16 protein-coding genes and 1 pseudogene are annotated in these 21,072 nt (G+C 66.8%); 5 read left to right on the forward strand and 12 right to left on the reverse strand.

Features of this window, described 5'->3' with window-relative positions:
* Positions 1–19: 19 nt before the first annotated feature.
* The 4 genes from ACK4OE_RS14230 to ACK4OE_RS14245 are packed head-to-tail and all read left to right on the forward strand — an operon-like array spanning position 20 to position 7,033.
* Positions 20–1,153: an efflux RND transporter periplasmic adaptor subunit gene (locus tag ACK4OE_RS14230; RefSeq protein ID WP_409885461.1), complete on the forward strand. Its 1,134-nt coding sequence runs from the start codon at positions 20–22 to the stop codon at positions 1,151–1,153.
* Complete coding sequence (locus ACK4OE_RS14235; RefSeq protein ID WP_409885462.1) at positions 1,150–4,212, forward strand: efflux RND transporter permease subunit; 3,063 nt, start codon at positions 1,150–1,152, stop codon at positions 4,210–4,212. The genes ACK4OE_RS14230 and ACK4OE_RS14235 overlap by 4 nt, the downstream gene beginning before the upstream one ends.
* A gap of 11 nt (positions 4,213–4,223) precedes the next feature.
* On the forward strand, positions 4,224–5,732 hold the full coding sequence (locus ACK4OE_RS14240) for a TolC family protein (RefSeq protein WP_409885463.1): 1,509 nt from the start codon (positions 4,224–4,226) through the stop codon (positions 5,730–5,732).
* Entirely contained in the window at positions 5,729–7,033 is a 1,305-nt protein-coding gene (locus tag ACK4OE_RS14245) for an NAD(P)/FAD-dependent oxidoreductase (protein WP_409885464.1), read from the forward strand. Before ACK4OE_RS14240 ends, ACK4OE_RS14245 begins: the two co-directional genes overlap by 4 nt.
* A gap of 72 nt (positions 7,034–7,105) precedes the next feature.
* Here ACK4OE_RS14245 and tal read toward each other — a convergent pair whose 3' ends face one another.
* The gene (gene tal, locus ACK4OE_RS14250) at positions 7,106–8,056 is read right to left on the reverse strand and encodes a transaldolase (protein ID WP_409885465.1); all 951 of its coding nucleotides are present in this window, start codon (positions 8,054–8,056) and stop codon (positions 7,106–7,108) included.
* 169 nt (positions 8,057–8,225) lie between these two features.
* Between tal and ACK4OE_RS14255 the strand changes: the two genes are divergently transcribed.
* Complete coding sequence (locus tag ACK4OE_RS14255) at positions 8,226–9,071, forward strand: MurR/RpiR family transcriptional regulator (protein WP_409885466.1); 846 nt, start codon at positions 8,226–8,228, stop codon at positions 9,069–9,071.
* Positions 9,072–9,121: 50 nt separating this feature from the next.
* On the opposite strand, the gene ACK4OE_RS14260 is transcribed toward ACK4OE_RS14255, so the two are convergent.
* The 11 genes and pseudogenes from ACK4OE_RS14260 to ACK4OE_RS14310 all read right to left on the reverse strand — a co-directional run.
* The gene (locus ACK4OE_RS14260) at positions 9,122–10,105 is read right to left on the reverse strand and encodes a tripartite tricarboxylate transporter substrate binding protein (RefSeq protein WP_409885467.1); all 984 of its coding nucleotides are present in this window, start codon (positions 10,103–10,105) and stop codon (positions 9,122–9,124) included.
* A 125-nt stretch (positions 10,106–10,230) separates the two neighbouring features.
* Positions 10,231–11,163, reverse strand: a complete 933-nt coding sequence (locus ACK4OE_RS14265; RefSeq protein ID WP_409885468.1) for an electron transfer flavoprotein subunit alpha/FixB family protein — start codon at positions 11,161–11,163, stop codon at positions 10,231–10,233.
* Between the two features lie 12 nt (positions 11,164–11,175).
* Positions 11,176–11,925: an electron transfer flavoprotein subunit beta/FixA family protein gene (locus tag ACK4OE_RS14270; protein ID WP_409885469.1), complete on the reverse strand. Its 750-nt coding sequence runs from the start codon at positions 11,923–11,925 to the stop codon at positions 11,176–11,178.
* A 32-nt stretch (positions 11,926–11,957) separates the two neighbouring features.
* Complete coding sequence (locus ACK4OE_RS14275) at positions 11,958–13,559, reverse strand: class I adenylate-forming enzyme family protein (RefSeq protein ID WP_409885470.1); 1,602 nt, start codon at positions 13,557–13,559, stop codon at positions 11,958–11,960.
* Between the two features lie 8 nt (positions 13,560–13,567).
* Entirely contained in the window at positions 13,568–14,590 is a 1,023-nt protein-coding gene (locus ACK4OE_RS14280; RefSeq protein WP_409885471.1) for a Bug family tripartite tricarboxylate transporter substrate binding protein, read from the reverse strand.
* Positions 14,591–14,774: 184 nt separating this feature from the next.
* Entirely contained in the window at positions 14,775–15,782 is a 1,008-nt protein-coding gene (locus ACK4OE_RS14285; protein WP_409885472.1) for a Bug family tripartite tricarboxylate transporter substrate binding protein, read from the reverse strand.
* A 78-nt stretch (positions 15,783–15,860) separates the two neighbouring features.
* Complete coding sequence (locus ACK4OE_RS14290; RefSeq protein WP_409885473.1) at positions 15,861–17,108, reverse strand: CaiB/BaiF CoA transferase family protein; 1,248 nt, start codon at positions 17,106–17,108, stop codon at positions 15,861–15,863.
* A complete protein-coding gene (locus tag ACK4OE_RS14295) occupies positions 17,105–17,941 on the reverse strand; it encodes an oxepin-CoA hydrolase, alternative type (protein ID WP_409885478.1) in 837 nt (278 codons plus the stop codon). The genes ACK4OE_RS14290 and ACK4OE_RS14295 overlap by 4 nt, the downstream gene beginning before the upstream one ends.
* Before the next feature lie 4 nt (positions 17,942–17,945).
* A complete protein-coding gene (locus tag ACK4OE_RS14300) occupies positions 17,946–19,079 on the reverse strand; it encodes an acyl-CoA dehydrogenase family protein (protein ID WP_409885474.1) in 1,134 nt (377 codons plus the stop codon).
* Positions 19,080–19,261: 182 nt separating this feature from the next.
* The gene (locus ACK4OE_RS14305) at positions 19,262–20,470 is read right to left on the reverse strand and encodes an acyl-CoA dehydrogenase family protein (protein WP_409885475.1); all 1,209 of its coding nucleotides are present in this window, start codon (positions 20,468–20,470) and stop codon (positions 19,262–19,264) included.
* 48 nt (positions 20,471–20,518) lie between these two features.
* A pseudogene (locus ACK4OE_RS14310) lies at positions 20,519–21,072 on the reverse strand (acetyl-CoA C-acyltransferase); the annotation flags it as partial.

A 21,072-nucleotide genomic window follows, 5' to 3' on the forward strand; every position in this document is an offset into this window, starting at 1 on the left:
ATCCCTGCCGAGGTCCACCGTGTTGTCTTCACTCGTTGCCCCCTTGCCGCGCCAAGCCCTGTACTGGGCGATGGCTGCGGGTATTCTTGTTCTCTCTGCGGGTTGCAGCCCAGCCACCCCACCTGCCAAGCCCGAAGCAATCCGCCCTGCCCTGGTGGTGCCGGTGCGCGATGCGGGTGCGAGTAGCCTCCTGCTGGTGGGCGAGATCCGCGCGGCACAACGCGCCGAGCTGGCATTTGCCGTGGGCGGCCGGGTGCAAAGCGTGGGTGTCGAGCCCGGTGACACGGTGCAGCGCGGCCAGGTGCTGGCCCAGCTGGACGAGCAACCGCTGCGCGCCCAACGGGCCACAGCGGCAGGCGAGGTGGCCCGCGCCAAGGCGCAGGCGGGAGAACTGGCCCTGCGCGCCGAAAGGGTGCGCCAGGCTCACCAGGCGGGCGCCACGGGGGCCGGTGAGTGGACCGCAGTGCAGGCCGAGCTGGCCGCTGCAGAGGCCGCACTGAAGGCCGCCCAGGCGCAAGAAAGCACGGCGCAATGGTCTCTGGATCAGGCCCAGTTGCGTGCGCCGTTCAGCGGCGTGGTAGGCGTGCGGCACCTGGAAGCCGGGCAAACCGCCGGCCCCGGTGCACCCGTGTTGAACATCGACGGCACGGGGCGCGAGCTGGTTTTGACCGCACCCGCAACGCTGCCATTGAAAGTGGGGCAAGTCGTGACCCTGACCCCAGCCCAAGCCGATCTCCAGTCGGCACAAGCCCTGCCCAGCCGGGTGCTGCGGGTGGCCAGCCGCCAAGACGCGGGCGGCACGGTGCGTGTCACGCTGGCGGCACCTGCCAACGCCATGGTCGGCTCGACCTGGGCCATCCACATCCCGACCGCCGTGGGCAACACCGCCAGCACCGCTGCCCCCACCGGGGTGCTAGTGCCACTGCGCTCGGTAGTGCCCGGCGCACAAGCGGGCCAGGGCCATGTGCTGCGGCTAGCACAAGATGGCAAGACCACCGAACGGGTGGACGTGACCCTGGGCAGCACCCAAGGCGACTGGGTGCATGTGGCGCAAGGCTTGGCAAGCACCGACCGGGTAGTGCTGGCGGGCGCGACCCACTTGCAGCCCGGCACGGCCATCCAGCCCGTTGCCCCCCACGGGAGCCAGCCATGAGCCTCTCTACCGCTGCCCTGGCGCGTCCGCGCTTCACGCTGCTGACCATGCTGGCCTTGGTGCTGGTAGGGCTGTGGCTGGCGCTGGACTTTCCCTCAACCGAAGAACCCCCTGTCACCATCCGCACCGCCACCGTGCTGAGCATGGCGCCCGGTGCCAACGTGGAACGGGTGGAGCAACTGATTGCACGCCCCACCGAAGAGTCCATCCTCGGGCTGCCCGAGGTCAAGCGCGTGAAAACCACGGTGCGCCCCGGCTTTGCATTCACCTATGTGGAGCTGGATGCCGCCGTGCCGCCCGCCCGCCTGCCCGAGGTGTGGCAGCGCCTGCGCACCCGCATGAACCAGTTGCAGCCGCAGTTGCCTGCTGGCACGCTGGGCCCGCTGGTGGACGACGAGTTTGGCCGCGTGGCCGTGCTCACCCTGGGCCTGACCGGCCCCGACTACCAGGCCGGTGAACTGCGCCAGTACGCCCGCAAAATGCGCGACGACCTGCTCAAGGTGCCCGGCGTGGAGCGCGTGTCGCTGCACGGCGTGCGCGACGAGCAGGTGCAGATCGTGCTGGACGTGGCCGCCATGGCCGCCAAGGGCCTGAGCCCCAGCGCGGTCGAACGCTCCGTGGCTTCGCGCAACGTGGTGGCCGCTGCAGGTTTCATGGACATTGCTGGCACCGAGATCTCGCTGACCGTGAGCGGCGACGCCCGCACCCCTGCTGACCTGGGTACCACCCCGATTGCGCTGCCCCAGGGCGGCACGGTGTTGCTCAAGAACATTGCGCGCATCGAGCGCACGCCGCAAGACCCGCCGCTGTCCGGCGCGTTTGTGGATGGCACGCCTGCGGCCGTGATTGCGGTGTCGATGGACCCGAGCCTGAACGTGGTGAGCTTTGCCAAGAACCTGCGTGCGCAGGTGCAACACCTCGAAAGCCAACTGCCCGTGGGCATGGGCCTGGTGCCCATCACCGACCAGGCACAGATCGTGACCAAGCAGCTCACGCAGGTCGGCCAGGTGTTTCTGGAGACCACCCTCATCGTGATGGCGGTGGTGGTGCTGTTCCTGGGCCTGCGCACCGGGCTGATCGTGGGGGCCATCGTGCCCACCACAGTGCTGGGCACCCTGGCCATCATGAAGCTGCTGAACATCGACCTGCACATCATCTCGGTGGGCGCCATCATCATTGCGCTCGGCCTGTTTGTGGACAACGCCATCGTGGTGGCCGAGGACATGGAACGCCGCCTGGCCCTGGGCGAGCCGCGCGACCAAGCCGCCGCCGAAGCCGGGCGCACGATGCTGGTGCCGCTGTTGGTGTCCTCGCTGGCCATCATCCTGACCTTTATGCCGCTGGTGCTCTCCAAGACCGAAACGGGCGAATACCTGCGCAGCATGGGCATCGTGATGGCGATTGCGCTGCTGCTGTCGCTGGTGCTGGCCGTCACCGTCACGCCCCTGCTGTGCCAGTACTTTGCCAAGCACCATGCCGAGCTCAGCCGCACCGCACGCGCCGTGGAGTCGCTGACTGCCTGGTACCGGGGCAAGGTGCGCTGGGTGCTGGGCCACAAGACCCTGTACATCAGCGCCATGGTGGCCCTGCTGGTGGCCGCCGGGTGGCTGTTCACCAAAGTGCCGTCTGAGCTGATGCCTGCATCGGAACGGCGCCAGTTGCAAATGGCCATCGAGCTGGCCCCGGACGCCAGCCCGCGCCACACGCTGGAGACCACCGCCGCCATCAGCCGCGCGCTGGCCGACAAGAAGGTCTTCCCCGAAATCGCTAGTGCCGCGTTGTACATGGGCGATGGTGGCCCCCGCTTCATCCTGGCGCTGAACCCGCCCACACCTGCTGCCCACCGGGCATATGCCGTGCTCACCCTGGCACCGGAAGTGACGCACGCTGCCGCCATCGAAAGCCTGCGCACCGGCCTGGGCCAAAGGTTCCCGGAGCTGCGCCTGGACCCCAAGCGCTTCTCGATGGGCTCATCCGACGCGGGCACCGCCGTGTTCCGCATCACGGCCAGCGACGGCAAGAGCCACTACGCCGCCGCCGAGGCACTGGAGGCCGCCCTGCGCGCCACCCCCGGCATCGGCGAAGTGCACAACGACGCCGAGCGCTTCATCCAGCAGCTGGATGTGCGCATCGATCAGGTCAAGGCACAAGCCGCTGGCGTGAGCAGCAGCGACATCGCGCGCAGCCTGGACCAGGTGCTCTCGGGCGCCACCATCTCGCACTTCCGCGAGGGCGACACGGTGCTGCCCATCGTGCTGCGCGGCGATGCCGCCTGGCGCACCCGCATCGAGCAACTGCCCGCACTGCCTATTCAGAAGGCCGACGGCAGCGGCAGCGTGCCGCTGGGCCAGGTGGCCACGGTGCAACTGACGCCGCAGCCCTCGGTGATCCAGCGCTACAACCAGGAGCGCGCCATCACCGTCACAGCCAAGCACCCGAACATGACCGCGCAAGGCGTGGCCAACAGCGTGAAAAGCACCCTGCAGCAACTGCAAGACCCCGGCAACGCCACCGGCAGCGTGCGCGTGGCCCTGGGCGGCGAAATCGAGGAAAGTGCCAGCGCCAACGGCGCCATTGCGCAACTGCTGCCCGTGTGCGTAGTGGCCATGTTCATCCTGTTCGTGTGGCAGTTTGAAAGCGTGCGCAAGAGCCTCATCGTGCTGGCCAGCATTCCGTTCGTATCCATCGGCGCGGCCCTGGCGCTGATCGCCACCGGCACCACGCTCACCTTTGTGGGCACGCTGGGCCTGCTGGCGCTGGCCGGCATCATCGTGAACAACGCGGTGCTGTTGCTCGACGCCATTGAAGAAGCCCGCCGCAGCGGCATGCCCGCCGCCGAAGCCATTGAAGACGCCGCTTCCAAGCGCCTGCGCCCCATCGTCATGACCAAGATGGTCTGCATCTTGGGCCTGGTGCCGCTGTGGCTGTTTGGCGGCGCGGTCTGGACCAGCCTGGCCGTCGTGATGATGGGCGGCCTCGCCCTGGGCACGCTGATCACCCTGGGCCTGATCCCGGCCCTGTATGCCGCCGCCTACCGCGTGCAACCCACTAAAGCCTGAAGGAGAACCTCATGCGCGCCCCCCTTCTCCACCGCCGCACCGCCCTGGCCGGGCTGCTGGCCCTGGCACTCACCGGCTGCGCCAGCGTGGCGCCACCCAGCGCCATCGGCCCCGCCACTGAACGCCACGGCACCGCTCTGCCCGCCTCCGCCGCCCTGGGCCTGGCCACCGGCACCCCCAGCCGCCACTGGTGGCATGCCCTGCAAGACGAGCAGCTCAACACCCTGGTGCAGACCGCCATGCAGCACAACCAGGACCGCCAGGCCGCCGTGGCCGCCGTGCGCCAAGCCCGCGCCCTGGCCGGGCTGGCCGAGCGCAATGCCCTGCCCCAAGGCAGCCTGAGCGCCCAAGCCCAGGCCCAGCGCCCTTCGCTGGCCGAGGTGGATCCGTACAACCAAGGCCTGGAGCGTCCACCCCAGCAACGCCTGGGCACCATCGCCCAAATGGTGTCGTGGGAGATCGACCTGTTTGGCCGCGTGGGCACCGCCAGCGCCGTGGCCCAGCGTCAGGCCGATGCCGCTGCTGCCACCGCCCACAGTGCCGAAGCCCTGCTGCAGGCCGAGGTGGTGCGCCACTACGTGCTGCTGCGCCTGTACCAGCACGACCTGGCCCGGCTGCACGAAGAAAGCGACGTGCTGCAACGCCGCCACACCCTGCTGCAAGCCCGTGAGCGCGCAGGCCTGGCCGACCGACGCGAAGCCCTGGCCGCCCAGGCCCAGCGCGAACAGGCCCTGGCCACCATCGCCCAGACCCAGGCCGCACTGCACGGCACCCGCGCCGCCATGGCCGTGCTGGCAGGCCGCGCCCCCACCACCGCCGAAGGGGATAGCACCTGGCAAGCCCTGCTGGCGCCCCAGGCCAACCCCAGCAGCGCACTGCCCGCTGTGCCCGACACCAGCGGCGTGGTGCAACCCACCGACCTGCTGGCGCGCCGCCCCGATGTGGCGCGGGCCGACGCCCAACTGCGCGCTGCGCTGGGTGAAACCGTGCTGGCCGACCGCGCCCACCTGCCCCGTCTGAGCCTGAACCTGAGCGCGGGCCTGAACGCCCCCTTTGGCGCCCTGGGCCAGGCCAGCGCAGTGCGCTACGCCGTGGGCCCCGCACTGCAGTGGGACTGGCTGGACGCGGGCCGCAACCGCGCCCGCGCCGCCGCCGCCAAGGCGGGTGACGAAGTGGCCTGGCACCAGTTGGAGCAGACCGTGCTGCAGGCCCTGGCCGACAGCGAATCGGCCCTGCGCCAATGGGGCGCCGCCCGCACCGCCTGGCAACACGCCACGCAGGCCGAAGGCGCAGCCCAACGTGCCGCACAGCACGCGCAAAAGCGCTTTGACACCGGCCTGGAGCCCCCTACCGAAGCCCTGCAACACCAGGCCCAGTGGCTGCAGGCACGCCGCAGCACCATGGCCCAGCAAGCCGATGCCCTGCAGGCCTACGCCCGCGTGCAACTGGCCCTGGCCGCCTGGCAGCCCGACGACGCTGGCTCTACGCGCCCCGCAGCCACCCAGCCCCCAACGCCATGACACACCGGTTCTCCCCTTGCCCCCGCATCGTCATCGTCGGCGGCGGCACCGCCGGGCTGCTGCTGGCCACCCGGCTGGGCCAGCAACTGGGGCGCAAAGGCCGCGCCCAGGTCACCCTGATCGACCGCAGCCTCACCCACCTCTGGAAGCCCATGCTGCACACCATTGCGGCTGGCACGCGCGATGTGCACCAGCACAAAGTCAGCCTGCTGGCCCAGGCCCGCGCCCAAGGCTTTGCCTACGAGCCCGGCGAGCTGTGCGGGCTGAGCCGCAACCGCCGCGTGCTGCACCTGGCCGAACTGCCATCGGCGGGCGACCGCCCCGTGGTCGGGCCGCGCGAGCTGCCCTACGACGTGCTGGTGCTGGCCCTGGGCAGCGGGGCCAACGACTTTGGCGTGCCTGGCGTGCAGGCGCACTGCCACTTCATCGACAGCCAGGCCCAGGCCGAATCCTTCAACCACCGCCTGCGCTGGCAACTATTTCGCGGCGCGCTGCAGGACGAGGCCGTGACCATCGACATCGTGGGCGCAGGCGCCACCGGAGTCGAGCTGGCCGCAGAACTGAGCCACCTGATGGAAATGGCCGCGCATTTTGGCGACCCATCCTTGCGCGAACGCCTGCGTCTGACGCTCTACGAAAGCGCGCCGCGCATCCTCGCCGCCTTCCCGGAGCGCGTGTCCGAGTCCAGCCACCGGGTGCTGGAAAAGCTGGGCTTCACCATCCGCACCGGCACCCGCGTGCAAGCCGCGCAGGCGCAGGGCATGGTGACGGCCGACACCCCGCTGGCCACCAACGACATGACAGTGTGGGCCGCAGGCATCAAGGCACCCGAGGTGCTGTCGCGCCTGGGGGGCCTGCGCACCAACACCAGCCACCAGTTGCTGATTGACGCCACGCTGCGCTGCGTGGACGAAGAGCACATCTTTGCGCTGGGCGACTGCAGCACCCTCACGCTGCCCGACCAGCCACGCCCTTTACCCGCCAGCGCCCAGGTGGCGGTGCAGCAAGCCACACACCTGGCGCACCACCTGCCCGACTGGCTGCAAGGCGGCGCACTGCCCGCCTTTGCGTACCGCGACCTGGGCGGGCTGGTGTCACTGGGCCGCTACGGCGCCTACGGCACGGTGGGTAAGGCGGGGCTGCTGCCGGGGCAATTCTTGGGCGGCACAATGGCCCGCCTGGGCCACGAACTGGTCTACCGCAACTACCAGCGCAGCCTGCACGGCTTGGGCAAGACCGGGCTGCTCTGGGCCACCGAAGGCCTCAACAGCTGGACGCATCCGGGGATACGGCTGGGTTGAGGAGTCCAGCATGCACTATCATTTTTATAGCTGCCAGAGTTTTACCAATAAGCGCTGGGGCCATTTTTTACTTCATCCCTGCGCCAGAATCAGCTTTTCCAGCTTGACCGCATCCACCGCAAAAGCCCGAATCCCTTCCGCCAACTTCTCCGTCGCCATCGCATCCTCATTCAGCGCAAACCGGAACCCCGCCTCGTCATAGTTCACAGCAGGCAAATCCATCCCCTTCGCTGCATCGGCGTTCAACGCCCGCTGCAACGGCGCATCACTCGCCGCCAGCTGCGCCAGCAACTCCGGCGCAATCGTCAACAGGTCGCAGCCTGCAAGAGCCGTGATCTGCCCCACATTCCGAAAGCTCGCACCCATCACCTCGGTCGCAATGCCAAACCGCTTGTAGTGGTTGTAAATCTGCGTCACCGACAGCACGCCCGGGTCATTGGCGCCAGACCGCGCGGCCTCGTCCCACTGCGCACCGGCCTGCTTCTTGTGCCAGTCGTAAATGCGCCCTACAAAGGGCGAGATCAGTTGCACCTTGGCATCTCCGCAGGCCACGGCCTGGGCGAACGAGAACAGCAACGTGAGGTTGGTGTGAATGCCCTTGCGCTCGAGCTTTTCAGCCGCCTTGATGCCTTCCCACGTGGCCGCGATCTTGATCAGCACGCGGTCGATGTGGATGCCCTCGGCCTGGTACAGCTCGATGATGCGTTCCGCGCGCGTCACCGTGGCGCTGGTGTCAAAGCTCAGGCGCGCATCGACTTCGGTGGACACGCGGCCCGGGATGGTGGCCAGGATTTCGCGGCCGAAGCGGACCAGCAGGCGGTCAATGATCTCGTCCATCGGGCGGCCCTTGAACTGGGCGACCGCGTCCTGCAGCAGCGGCGCGTACTCAGGCTTTTGCACGGCCTTCAGGATCAGCGAGGGGTTGGTGGTGGCGTCCTGGGGCTGGAACTGCGCCAGTTGCTTGAAGTCGCCGGTGTCGGCAACCACGGTGGTGAACTGTTTGAGGGCGTCGAGCTGATTCATGGCATAAGTCTCATGGGAGAACAGTGGACAAGCAGGCCACGCCGAAAAGGTTCACTGACAGCGCGGCCACCGCAGCCCGCAAGTGTAGACGGCTTGTTACTGCGGGCACTCAGAACATGAAACCGAGTTACATTGGAGTTACCTCGTTTTCGTTTTCTGTGGAACTGACATGCTCGACCGCATCACTGCCTCGCTCACGTCCCTGGCCCCCGCGGAGCAGCGCGTTGCCAAACTGGTGCTGGCCGACCCCCGAGCCTTTGCGCGCCTGCCTGTGCGCGAACTGGCCGAGCGCGCGCATGTGAGCAAACCCACGGTGGTGCGCTTTTGCCGCAGCATCGGCTATGACGGTCTGGCGGATTTCAAGCTCAAGCTCGCGGGCAGCGTCAGCGAGGGCGTGCCGTTCATCCACCGCAGTGTGGACGCGGACGACAAGACCGGCGACGTGCTGGTAAAGGTGGTAGACAACGCGGTGGCTGCCTTTTTGCAGTACCGCAACGCGGCCAGCACGGTCGCCATCGAACGCGCGGCGGAGGCGATTGCCTCTACCTGGAAGACCGGCAAACGCATCGAGTTTTACGGCGTGGGCAATTCAGGCATCGTGGCGCAGGACGCGCAGCACAAGTTCTTTCGCCTGGGCGTCACGTCCATTGCCACCAGCGACGGCCACATGCAAGTGATGAGCGCCACCTTGCTCGGCCCAGGCGACTGCGCGGTGATCATCTCCAACTCGGGCCGCACCCGCGACCTGATGGACGCCGCCGACATAGCCCGCAAAAACGGCGCCACAACAATCGCCATCACCGCCAGCGGTTCGCCCCTGGCCAGCACCTGCCAGATCCACCTGGCCGCCGACCACCCCGAGGGCTACGACCGGTACAGCCCCATGGTGTCGCGGCTCATGCACCTGCTCATCATTGACGTGCTGGCCACCTGCGTGGCGCTGCGCATCGGCAGCTCGCTGCAGCCCATCCTGCAGCAGATGAAAGAAAACCTGCGGGCCAAGCGCTACGCGTAAGCGCATGCCGGGGGCTGTGCAGGCCCCCGTTCGCTACAGCCCGGGTCCGGTCAGTCCAGCGTCACGCCCGCGTTCTTGATCACCTTGCCCCATTTCGCCGTCTCGGCCTCGATGAAGGCGTCGCAGGCCTCGGGCGTGGTGCCTTCGGGGAAGGTGCCCATGGCGTCGAGCTTGGCTTTCGTCTCTTCACTCTGGATGATGGCGTTGACGGCGTCCGACATGCGCTTGACGATATCGCGCGGCGTGCCTGCCGGTGCAATCATGCTGGCCCAGGTGCTGCCGACCAGGCCGGGGATGCCCTGCTCGATGAACGTGGGCACATCGGGCACGGCGGGCAGGCGCTTTTCGCCCGAGACGCCAATCAGGCGCACGCGGCCCGACTTGCCGGCCTGGATCAGGCCGGTGGGGGCATCAAAGAACAGCTGGATCTGGCCGCCCAGCAGGTCGGTGAACGCCGGTGCCGCGCCGCGGTAAGGAATGTGCACCATGTAGGTCTGCGTGAGCGCCTTCATCAACTCGCTGGTGAGGTGCGCAGCCGAGCCCGTGCCCGATGAGCCGAAGCTGATCTTGCCCGGGTTGGCCTTGGCATAGGCGACCAGCTCCTTCGTGTTCTTGAACGGCGCGTTGTTGGGCACCGCCGCCAGCAGCGGCGACACCCCCATGAGCGACACGCCCACCAGATCCTTGCGCGGGTCGTAGGGCAGCTTGGGGTACAGGCTGGTGTTGGCGGCATAGGCTGCAATCACCACGCCAAAGGTGTGCCCGTCTGGAGTCGCCTTGGCCACGGCGTCCACGCCGATGATGCTGTTGGCACCCGCCCTGTTCTCGATCACGATGGGCTGGCCCAGCGCCTTTTGCAGGCCCACCTGCAGCAGGCGCGCCATCTGGTCGGTAAAGCCGCCTGCCGTGTAGGGCACGATGATCTTGATCGGCTTGCTCGGCCAGGCAGTTTGCGCCAGTGCGGGCAGCGCGGCAGTGGCCAGTGCTGCGCCGGTAGCCTGAACAATGCGGCGGCGGGAAAAAGTGGCATTCATGGTTTTGTCTCCTGTGTGGTTATGAATGAAAAATAGCTGCAGCGCTTTTTGGAGAAGCGCCTGCAGCTATTTTTTAGTAGCACCCAGCATGTGAAGGCGGGTCGCTGGTGGCAAACGTCGATGGGTCAGAGCGCCTTGACCAGTTCTGGAACAGCCGCAAACAGATCCGCTTCCAGCCCATAGTCGGCCACGCTGAAGATCGGTGCCTCAGGGTCCTTGTTGATCGCCACGATCACCTTGGAGTCCTTCATGCCGGCCAGATGCTGGATGGCACCCGAGATACCGGCTGCCACATACAGCTGCGGCGCCACGATCTTGCCGGTCTGGCCCACTTGCCAGTCGTTGGGGGCGTAGCCTGCGTCCACTGCGGCGCGGCTGGCGCCCAGGGCGGCACCGAGCTTATCGGCCAGCGGGGTCATGACTTCGTCGAACTTTTCTTTGCTGCCCAAAGCGCGTCCACCGGAGACGATGATCTTGGCGGCGGTCAGCTCGGGGCGGTCGCTCTTGGCGATTTCGCTGCCCATGAATTGGCTCTTGCCGTCGTCGGCGGTGGCGGCTGCGGTTTCAACTTGTGCGCTGCCTCCGGTGGCGGCTGCGGCATCAAAGCCGGTGGCACGCACGGTGATGATCTTCACGCTGTCGGTGCTTTGTACGGTGGCAATGGCGTTGCCGGCGTAGATGGGGCGCTCGAAGGTATCGGCAGAAATCACTTTGGTGATGTCGCTGACCTGCGCCACGTCCAGCTTGGCGGCCACGCGGGGGGCGACGTTGCGGCCGCTGGCGGTGGCGGGGAACAGGATGTGGCTGTAGCTGGAGGCCATGGCCAGCACTTGGGCAGCCACGTTTTCTGCCAGGCCGTGTTCCAGGCCGGGGGCGTCGGCGTGGATGACTTTGGCGACACCGGAGATCTGGGCGGCTGCTTGTGCGGCGGCACCCGCGTTGTGGCCAGCGACCAGCACGTGCACGTCGCCACCGCATGCCACTGCGGCGGTCACGGTGTTGAAGGTGGCACCTTTGAGGGTGGCGTTGTTGTGTTCGGCAATAACGAGTACGGTCATTTCTTGTGCTCCTTAGATGACTTTGGCTTCGTTCTTGAGTTTTTCGACCAGGGCGGCCACGTCAGCCACCTTGATGCCTGCGCCGCGCTTGGCGGGCTCGGTGACCTTCAGGGTCTTGAGGCGTGGAGCCACATCCACGCCAAGGTCTTCGGGCTTGACGATGTCGAGCTGCTTTTTCTTGGCCTTCATGATGTTGGGCAAGGTGACGTAGCGGGGCTCGTTCAGGCGCAGGTCGGTGGTGATGACGGCAGGCAGCGACAGCTGCAGGGTTTCCAGGCCGCCGTCCACTTCGCGGGTCACGCTGACCTTGTCCGCCGAGAGTTCTACCTTGTTGGCGAACGTGGCTTGCGGCAGGTCGGCCAATGCAGCCAGCATCTGGCCGGTCTGGTTGGCGTCGTCGTCGATGGCTTGTTTGCCCAGGATCACGAGGCCGGGCTGCTCTTTGTCCACCAGGGCCTTCAATATCTTGGCCACAGCCAGGGGCTGCAGTTCGACGTCGGTTTCCACCAGGATGGCGCGGTCGGCGCCAATGGCCATGGCGGTGCGCAGGGTTTCCTGGCACTGCGTTACGCCGCAGGACACTGCGATGACTTCGGTCACCAGGCCTCTTTCTTTCAGGCGCACGGCCTCTTCGACGGCGATTTCGTCAAAGGGGTTCATGCTCATCTTCACGTTGGCGATGTCCACACCCGTGTTGTCCGATTTGACGCGGACCTTCACGTTGTAGTCCACCACGCGTTTGACGGGAACGAGAACTTTCATGGTTGGGTCTTTCTGAAAAAACAGGGAATCGGTCACTGTGACAGTGTGCGGTGCAGGTCGCGCAGTTCTCGCTTGAGCACCTTGCCAATCGCGCTGCGCGGCAGCTCATCGATGAAATGCAGCGCGGCCAGCCGCTGCGTCTTGCCCGCGCGGGCGTTGTACCAGCCCATGATCTGGGCGGCATCGTCGGGGGCGCCGGGCCGGCGGCACACAAAGGCCACCGGTGTCTCGCCCCACTGCTCAGAGGGCACACCGGTCACGGCCACGTCCTCCACGGCCGGGTGCTTGCGCAGCTCGGCCTCAAGGTCGCTGGGGTAGATATTGAAGCCGCCGCTGATCACCATGTCCTTGCGGCGGTCCAGCAGGGTCAGAAAGCCCTGTTCGTCGAACCGCCCCACATCGCCGGTGCGGATGAAGCGTTTGCCGGTGGCGTCAAACCATTCGGCCTCTCGCGTCTTGTCGGGCTGGCGGTGGTAGCCGGTCATCATGCCGGGCGAATGGCCCACCACCTCGCCCGTGGCACCGGGCGGCAGTTCGTTGCCGTCTTCGTCGATCAGGCGGATGTCGCTGGTGGACGCGGGCTGGCCCACGGTGTGCAGCTTGTTGGGGTGATCGTGCGCGGCCAGGATGCACGTGCCGCCGCCTTCGGTCATGCCGTAGAACTCGTACAGCGCGCCCGGCCAGCGCGCCAGGATGTCGGCCTTGAGCTCGGCACGGAACGGCGCGCTGGTGCAGAACTTGGCGCGAAAGGACGACAGGTCGAATTCACCAAACTGCGGCAGCGCCATGATGCGCTGGTACTGCACCGGCACCAGCATGGAATGCGTGGCGCGGATCTGCTGCGCAGTCTGCAGGTAGCGCAGCGCGTCAAACTTCGGCATCAACCGCACGCTGCCGCCCCAGCACAGGCCGGGAAAGAACGACACCAGCGTGGTGTTGGAATACAGCGGCGTGGCCAGCAGCGTGACGCTGTCCGGGCCGTAGCCCTGCGCCAGGCCGCGCACCAGATGCGCCCAGCGCATGCCGTGCGACTGCACGATGCCCTTGGGGTTGCCGGTGGTGCCAGAGGAATAAATGATGTTGAACGGGTGTTCGGGCCCCACGTCCACCGGCTGCGGCGCCGCGCCTTCAGGGGCAAGCCACTCGCTCCACGGCGTGCCCGCGCCAGTGTCGTCCAGCGCCACGAGGGGCAGCGCACCGGCGCCTTCCATCACCGCAGGCGGCACCGCCGCCCTGCCCTGCGCATCGGCAAACAGCACGCGCGCCTGGGCGTCGCCCAGCATCGAGGCCATGGCATCCGGCGTGACCGATGGGGCCAGCGGCGCCACCACCACACCAGTGCGCAGCGCGCCCAGGTACACGGCGGCATAGCGCACGGACGATGCGGCACACACGGCTACCACATCGCCCGCCTGCAGGCCGCCCTGCTGCAGCGAAGCCGCCACGCGGTCCACCAGCGCGTCCAGCGCCGCCCAGTGCAGCGCAGTGTCGTCGTCGGTCAGCGCGCTGGCATGGGGGCGCAGCTGCGCGTTTTCGCGCAGAAGGTCAGAGACGAGCCGGAACGGCGGGAAAGGAGCGACAGCGACGGAAGCGGCGGGAGCGGCAGAAAAAGCGGGAATGGCGGTGCTGGTCATGGCACAACTTACTCGAAGATGATGCCCTTGTCGCTGATCACTTTGCCCCACTTGGTGTAGTCGCCCATCACGCGCTTGGCCATCTGGTCGGGGGACTGGTAGTTGGCAATGGCACCAGCGTTGAGCAGTTTGTCCTGCACCTCCTTGTCAGCAAGGATGGCCTTGACCTCTTTGCTGATGCGATCAACCACCTCTTTGGGTGTGCCGGGCGGGGCCATCAGGCCGCCCCACGACACGGCATCAAAGCCCTTGAAGCCCTGCTCCGCAATGGTGGGCACATTGGGGATCACGCCCACGCGCTGCGGCGAGCCCACGGCAATGGCGCGCAGCTTGCCGGTCTGGATGTGGGGAAGCGCCGCCACCAGGTCGGCATACATCATGGGCACCTGGCCACCCAGCGTGTCGGTGATGGCGGGCACGCCGCCCCTGTAGGGGATGTGCTCCATCTCGAACTGGCCCAGCTGCTTGAGCAGTTCCATGCTCAGGTGACCAAAGCTGCCCACGCCCGAGGAGGTGTAGTTGAGCCGGCCTGGCTGCGCCTTGGCGTGGGTGATGAGCTTCTGGAGGTCGGTCACCGAGGGCATCTGCGCAGGGTTGACCACTACCACGATGGGCAAGTCGTACACGGTGGCCACCGACATCAAGTCCTTGGTGGTGTCGTAGCCGGCCTTCTTGTACAGGTGCGGCGCCAGCAGCGTGGGCGTGGCCAGCATCATCAGCGTGTAACCGTCGCCGGGCGTCTTGGCGATCTGCAGCGCAGCAATCGAGCCCGACGCACCCGCGCGGTTTTCCACCACCACGGGCTGCTTCAGGCGCTCAGCCAGCTTCTGGCCCACGATGCGCGAGGCGGTGTCGGTGGGGCCGCCCGGCGGAAAGGGCACCACCAGCTTGATGGGCTTGATGGGCTTGCTGGGCCAGGCCTGGGCATGTGCCGGGGCCGTGCCCAGCAGGACGATGACCGACACTGCAGCAACTGCGGACAGCACGGCGCGGCGGGAGAAAGCAGCAGGGAAAAGGAATGGTTTGTTCATGGCCGAAACGTCTTGTCTTTCAGTGATCTTTAGCGCTGCGTAGGCCCACGCCGTCAGAAACTGGCGCGGCCGAAGCGAGAGCAGCCGCGCAAGGGCCGCCCCGCCGCGCTGGCTGCGTCCCCCTGCCCGCAATGCGCAGCGTTGCGAGAGCGGGGGTGAAGCCGCAAAGCGGCTCAGGGGGGTGTCAATCTAATTTCGCCCCAGACACCTTCACCACCCGCTCCCACACGGGCGCGTCCTTTTTGAACTGAACGGCAAACTGCTCGGGGCTGCTGCCCACGGGGATGAAGCCCATCTGCTGGATCCGCTCACGCACGTCGGGCATGGCAATGATGGCTTTCAGCTCGGCCCCCAGGCGGGCCACGACTTCGGGCGGCGTCTTGGCAGGGGCGCTCATGCCCAGCCAGCCGGTGACCTGGAACACCTCGTCCTTGATGCCCTGCTCGGTCATGGTGGCCAGCTTGGGCAGCGCGTCCATGCGCTGGGTTCCGGTCACGGCCAGCGGCTTGAGGCGGCCCGAGTCGATGTACGGCCGGGCCGACTGCAGGCTGGCAAACGCCATTTGCAACTGCCCGCCCACCAGATCTTGCAGCATGGGAGCCTCGCCCCGGTAGGCCACATGGTTCATGTCGGCCTTGTGCTTGTCGGACAGCCATGCGCCGGCCAGGTGGGCATACGAGCCCATGCCCCACGAGCCGTAGGCAATCTTGCCCTTGTTGCGGTCGATGTAGGCCATCAGTTCGGAAGCGTTGTTGACGGGCAACTGCGGGTGCACCAGCAGCACCACCGGCGCCAGAGCGATCTGCGTGATGAGAGCCTGGTCCTTTTCCGGCTGGTACGGCAGGCGCTCGTACAGGTACTGGTTGATCAGCATCGTGGTGCCCAGCGACACCAGCAGCGTGTAACCGTCGGCCGGCGACTTGAGCGCCTGGTCGGTGCCGGTCACGCCGCCAGCGCCGCCACGGTTCTCCACCAGCACGGGCTGGCCCAGGCGGGCCGAGAGCTTCTCGCCCAGCGTGCGGGCGGTGATGTCGGTGGCGCCCCCGGCCTGGTAGGGCACGATCAGCTTGATGGGCTTGCTGGGCCAGGCTTCCTTGCCCGTCTGCGCCAGGGCCGAGCCCAGCAGGCCCGTGCTGCCCAAGGCGGCCAGGCCTTGCAACATGCGACGGCGGGGAATGTGGTTGAAGTTCATGCTTGTCTCCTAGTTGAGGTTGAAAATTGGCTCCAGCGCTTATCTAACAAGCGCCTACAGCTATTATTTTTATAGTACTTAGAGCGGTGGCAGCGTGAGCACGCCCTTGTCGCGCAGCGCCTGCAGTTCTGCCTCGGGCAGTTGCAGCAGCTGCTGCAGCACGTCACGGGTGGCGGCGCCCAGCGTGGGCGGTGCGTTGCGAATCGGCAGGCGCTGGCCGTCCATCCGGTAGGGCGGCGCAAACACATGCGTCGTGCCCGCCACGGGGTGCGGCATCTCTTGCAGCAGGCCGCCGCGGCGCGTGCGCTCGCTGGTCAGCGCCTCGTGCAGGCCGGCCACGCGGCCGCACGGGATGCCAGCTGCGGCCAGGCGCTCCAGAAGCACATCCCGCGCAAAGCCAGCAATGAGTTCCTTGAGCATCGGGCTCAGCACCAGCCGGTTCTTGGCGCGCTCCACATTGGTGGCAAAGCGCGGGTCTTCGACGATGTCGGGGCGCTCGATGACCTGGCGGCAGAACTTGTCGAACTGCGCGTTGTTGCCCACGGCAATGATGAGCGGGCCATCGGCCGCGTCGTACATGCCGTACGGCACGATGGAAGGGTGGGCGTTACCGTAGCGCTGCGGGTCGTGGCCCAGCAGCATGGCGTCGAGCCCGTAGTAGCCGGTGATCATCAGGCCGCAGTCGTACAACGCCATCTCGATGTGGCGGCCCTTGCCTGTTTTGCATCGGCGAAACAGCGCCGCCAGCACAGCCTGGGCGGCATACATGCCGGTCATCATGTCCACCGCAGCCACGCCAAACTTCAGGGGCGGCTGGCTGGCCTCACCGTTGATGGCCATCAGTCCTGCCTCGGCCTGGATCACCAGGTCATATCCGGGCCGCTTGGCCTCGGGGCCCGAGCTGTCGTAGCCCGCCACCGAGCAATAGATGAGATCGGGCTTGATCGCCTTGAGCTGCTCATAACCCAGGCCCAGCTTTTCAGCACCGCCGGTCTTGAAGTTCTGAACCACCACGTCGCACTGCGGCAGCAGGTCGCGGATGATCTTCACGCCTTCGGGCGTCTGCAAGTCCACCGTGATGGACCGCTTATTGCGGTTCATGCTGTTGTAGTAGGTGGTCTCGGTCTTGCCGACGCGCATGCCCCAGTCGCGGGTGTCGTCGCCCCGGCCGGGGTGCTCCACCTTGATGACGTCGGCGCCAAAGTCGGCCAGCACCTGGCCGCACAGCGGCCCGGCAAACACGCGCGACAGATCGAGAACGCGCACGCCTTCGAGCGGAAAGTCCATGCCCTCGGGCAGCGGTGGATAGAGGTTTGTAGTGGTCATTGCTGAGTGTCTCGATTACCTGCGCCAGATGCTTTGACCTGGCGCAGGCGCGCGAAATCGGCCGGGCGTTTTTCAAGGAACGCACCAATGCCTTCGCGGGATTCTTCGGTGGCCTGCGACTGCACCATCAGCTGCGCTTCCAGCTCCAGCTGATCTGCGAGCGGCTGCGCATAGGCGCTGCGGCACAGGGCCTTGATGTTCGCCATGGCCGTGTCAGGCCCGGTGGCCACCAGCGCGGCCAGGGCCACCGCCTGCGCCAGGGCCTCACCCGGCTCAGCCAGACGGTTGACGGGGCCCAGCGCATAGAGCCGCTCGCCGGAGATGCGTTCGCCCGTGAGGCACAGCTCGGTCAGCACCTGACGCGATACGAACTCGGCCAGGAAGGCCGTGGCGCCGCCGTCGGGCGTAAGCCCCACTTTCACATATGCCACCGAGAAAACGGCATTGCGCGCGGCCACCAGCATGTCGCAGGCCAGCGCCAACGACAGCCCGGCACCGGCCGCAGCGCCCTCCACCGCAGCAATCACCGGCTTGCGGCAGTACCGCACCGTGCGGATCAGGTCGTGCAGGCCTTCGAGCTTGGCGCGGCGCTCTTGCACCGGCAGCTCACGCCGCTTGGCCAGCTGGCGCAGGTCGCCGCCCGCGCAAAAGTACCCGCCCTCGCCCGTGAGCACGATGGCGCCCACGGTGGGGTCGGCCTCGGCCTGCGCCAGGGCTGCGGTCAGCGCCGCGTAGAACGCGGGCGACAGCGCATTGCGCGCAGCCGGGTTGTTGTTAGAGAGCACGAGCACCGCGCCCTCACGGCGTTGCAGCAGAGGCAGCGACTGCTCCATGGCCTCAACCCCTACCGAGCGCGATGAACCGCGCAAGGTGATGGTCTTCGTCGCCAAACTGGTGGTCCACCATGACCAGGCGCTTGGCGTAGTGCGACAGCGGCAGCTCCCACGTCATGCCAATGCCGCCGTGCAGCTGGATGCTTTCTTCAGCCACCAGCGCGCCGATGCGGCCCATAGTGACTTTGGCGGCGGACAGCGCACGCTCGCGCTCGGCGCGGTCGGTGCTGTCCATCGCAGCCGCTGCGTTGATGACCGCCGAGCGGGCCTGCTCCACTTCCAGCAGCAAATCGGCCATGCGGTGCTGCAGGGCCTGGAAGCTGCCGATCGGCACGCCAAACTGCTTGCGCGTCTGCAGGTATTCGAGCGTGTGCTTCTTGGCAACGTCCATCGCGCCCAGCGCCTCGGCACACACGGCCAGAATGCCCCAGCCCACGGCGTGCTCCAGCGCGGCAAAGCCCTGCCCTTCAGCGCCCAGCAGCGCACCAGCGCCCACCTGCACGTTCTGCAGCGTGACTTCGGCCACGCGGCCGCCGTCGATGCGCCCCATGCCACGGCGCTTCAGGCCTGCGGCATCGGCCGGTACCAAAAACAGCGAGATGCCCTCTTCGTCATCTTCCGCGCCGGAGGTGCGGGCGCTCACCAGCAGCAGCTGGGCCTGGTCGCCATGCAACACCAAGGCCTTGTGGCCAGTCAGCAGCCAGCCGTCTGCATTGCGCACGGCGCGGGTGGTGACACGGCTCAGCGCATAGTGCGCGCCGGGCTCCTCGTGCGCCAGGGTCACCACGGTGCTGCCGTCGATGATGCTGGCGATGTGCTCCTTTTGCGCAGCGCTGCCGGCCAGGCCCAGGGCACGGCCCACCATCAACGCACCCACAAACGGCTCGGCCACCAGGCCTGCGCCCAGGGCCTCAAACACCACGGCCACGTCAAAGCCCGCGCCGCCAAAGCCACTATCGGCTTCGGGGAACAGCGCGCCAATCGCGCCCAGCTCGGCAAACCGCGCCCACAGCGCCAGGTCCATGCCGGTGTCGCCGTAGGCGATGTGGTTGCGTTTTTCAATGCCGTATTGTTCGGCCACGAAGCGGTTCAGGGTGTCCGCCAGCATGCGGCGGTCTTCGGTGTGTTCAAAATTCATTTCCACGTTCCTCTGGAATCAGTTGTTGGCCGGCTCGCCAAGGTACAGGGTGGACGCGACTGGCGCCGCCCAGGCCAGCGGCCGCCGCGCAAGGGCCGCCCCGCCGCGCTGGCGGTGTCCCCCTTCCCGGCGAAGCCGAGAGAAGGGGGAAGACGCGCAGCGGCTCAGGGGGTTGTTCACTGCTACAGGCCGAGAATCATCTTGGAAATGATGTTCTTCTGGATTTCATTGGAGCCGCCGAAGATCGACAGCTTGCGGTAGTTGAAGTAGTTGGCCGCGGCTGTGGCGGCCTCCTTCGGTCCCACGGGTTCGTCGGCGTAGCCTTCGTACTGCGCTTCTTCGATGAAGGGCAGCGCGTAGGGGCCCATCGCGCGGCGGATGAGCGACAGGATCTCCTGGCGGATCTCGGTGCCGCGAATCTTGAGCATGGAGCTTTCGGCCCCCGGCACGCCGCCACCGGCCACGGCGGCAATCACGCGCAGGTTGGTGGTCTTCATGTTCTCCAGGTCGATCTCGACCTGGGCCATGCGTGCGGCAAACAGCGGGTCCTGGTCCAGCGGCTTGCCGTTTTTCATCACCTTGGCGGCGATCACCTGGAGCTTGGCCAGCGCAGCAATGCAAAAGCCCACGCCTGCGATGCCGGTGCGCTCGTAGGTCAGCAGGTACTTGGCATACGTCCAGCCCTTGTTTTCCTCGCCCACCAGGTTTTCCACGGGCACTTTCACGTCAGTAAAGAACACCTCGTTGACTTCCTTGTCGCCATCGAGCGTGCGGATGGGGCGCAGTTCCACGCCGGGCGAGTTCATGTCCACCAGCAAGAAGCTGATGCCCGACTGGGCCTTGGCTTCGCGGTCGGTGCGCACCAGGCAGAAGATCATGTTGGCGTGCTGGCCCTGGGTGGTCCAGGTTTTCTGGCCGTTGACGATGTAGTGGTCGCCTGTTTCGTCAGTGACTCGCACTGCCGTGGTCTTGACCGAGGCCAGGTCCGAGCCCGCGCCGGGTTCGGAGTAGCCCTGGCACCACCAGTCCTCGCCGCTCAGGATGCGCGGCAACCAGTATTTTTTTTGCGCCTCGTTGCCAAACTTGATGAGCACCGGGCCCAGCATGTTCACGCCAAAGGGCACGATGCGCGGGCCACCGGCCAGCGCGCATTCGGTGTCGAAGATGAACTTTTCGACCGCGCCCCAGCCGGGGCCGCCGTAGGCCTCGGGCCAGTGGTTGGCCAACCAGCCGCGTTCGTTGAGGATGGCGTGCCATTCGTCCTGATCCGCCTTGGTCAGGCGCTGCCCGGCCTTCACCTTGGTGGCGATGCGCTCGGGCAGCTTGGCTTTCAGGAAAGCCTGCACCTCGGCGCGGAAGGCTTCTTCTTGGGGGGTGAAATTCAGGTCCATATCGGGTCGCTTGCAGTTCAGGGTTCGGTCGCGTGGCTTGGCCTGGGTTCAATAAATTTCAAACAGGCCTGCCGCACCCATGCCGCCGGCAATGCACATGGTCACCACGCCGTACTTGGCCTTGCGGCGGCGGCCTTCGAGCAGCAGGTGGCCTACCAGGCGCGCGCCGGTCATGCCGAAGGGGTGGCCAATGGCAATCGCTCCGCCGTTCACGTTCAGCCGCTCGGACGGAATGCCCAGGCGGCGCTGGCAGTACAGGGCCTGCGAGGCAAAGGCTTCGTTCATCTCCCACAGGTCAATGTCCTGTACCGTGAGGCCGTGGCGCGCCAGCAGCTTGGGCACGGCAAACACGGGGCCAATGCCCATTTCGTCGGGCTCGCAACCGGCCACCGCAAAGCCACGGAACGCGCCCAGGGGCTGCAGGCCCCGGCGCTCGGCTTCTTTCGCTTCCATGAGCACGCAGGCGCTGGAGCCGTCGGAGAGCTGCGAGGCGTTGCCTGCGGTGATGAACTGGCCCGGACCTTTCACCGGCTCCAGCTTGGCAAGGCCTTCCAGCGTGGTGCTGGCGCGATTGCAGTTGTCGTGCGTGGCCGTCACTTCGC

Origin of the sequence: Acidovorax sp. (genome assembly GCF_046314175.1) — a bacterium.
In the GTDB taxonomy this organism is placed as follows: Bacteria; Pseudomonadota; Gammaproteobacteria; order Burkholderiales; family Burkholderiaceae_C; genus Acidovorax.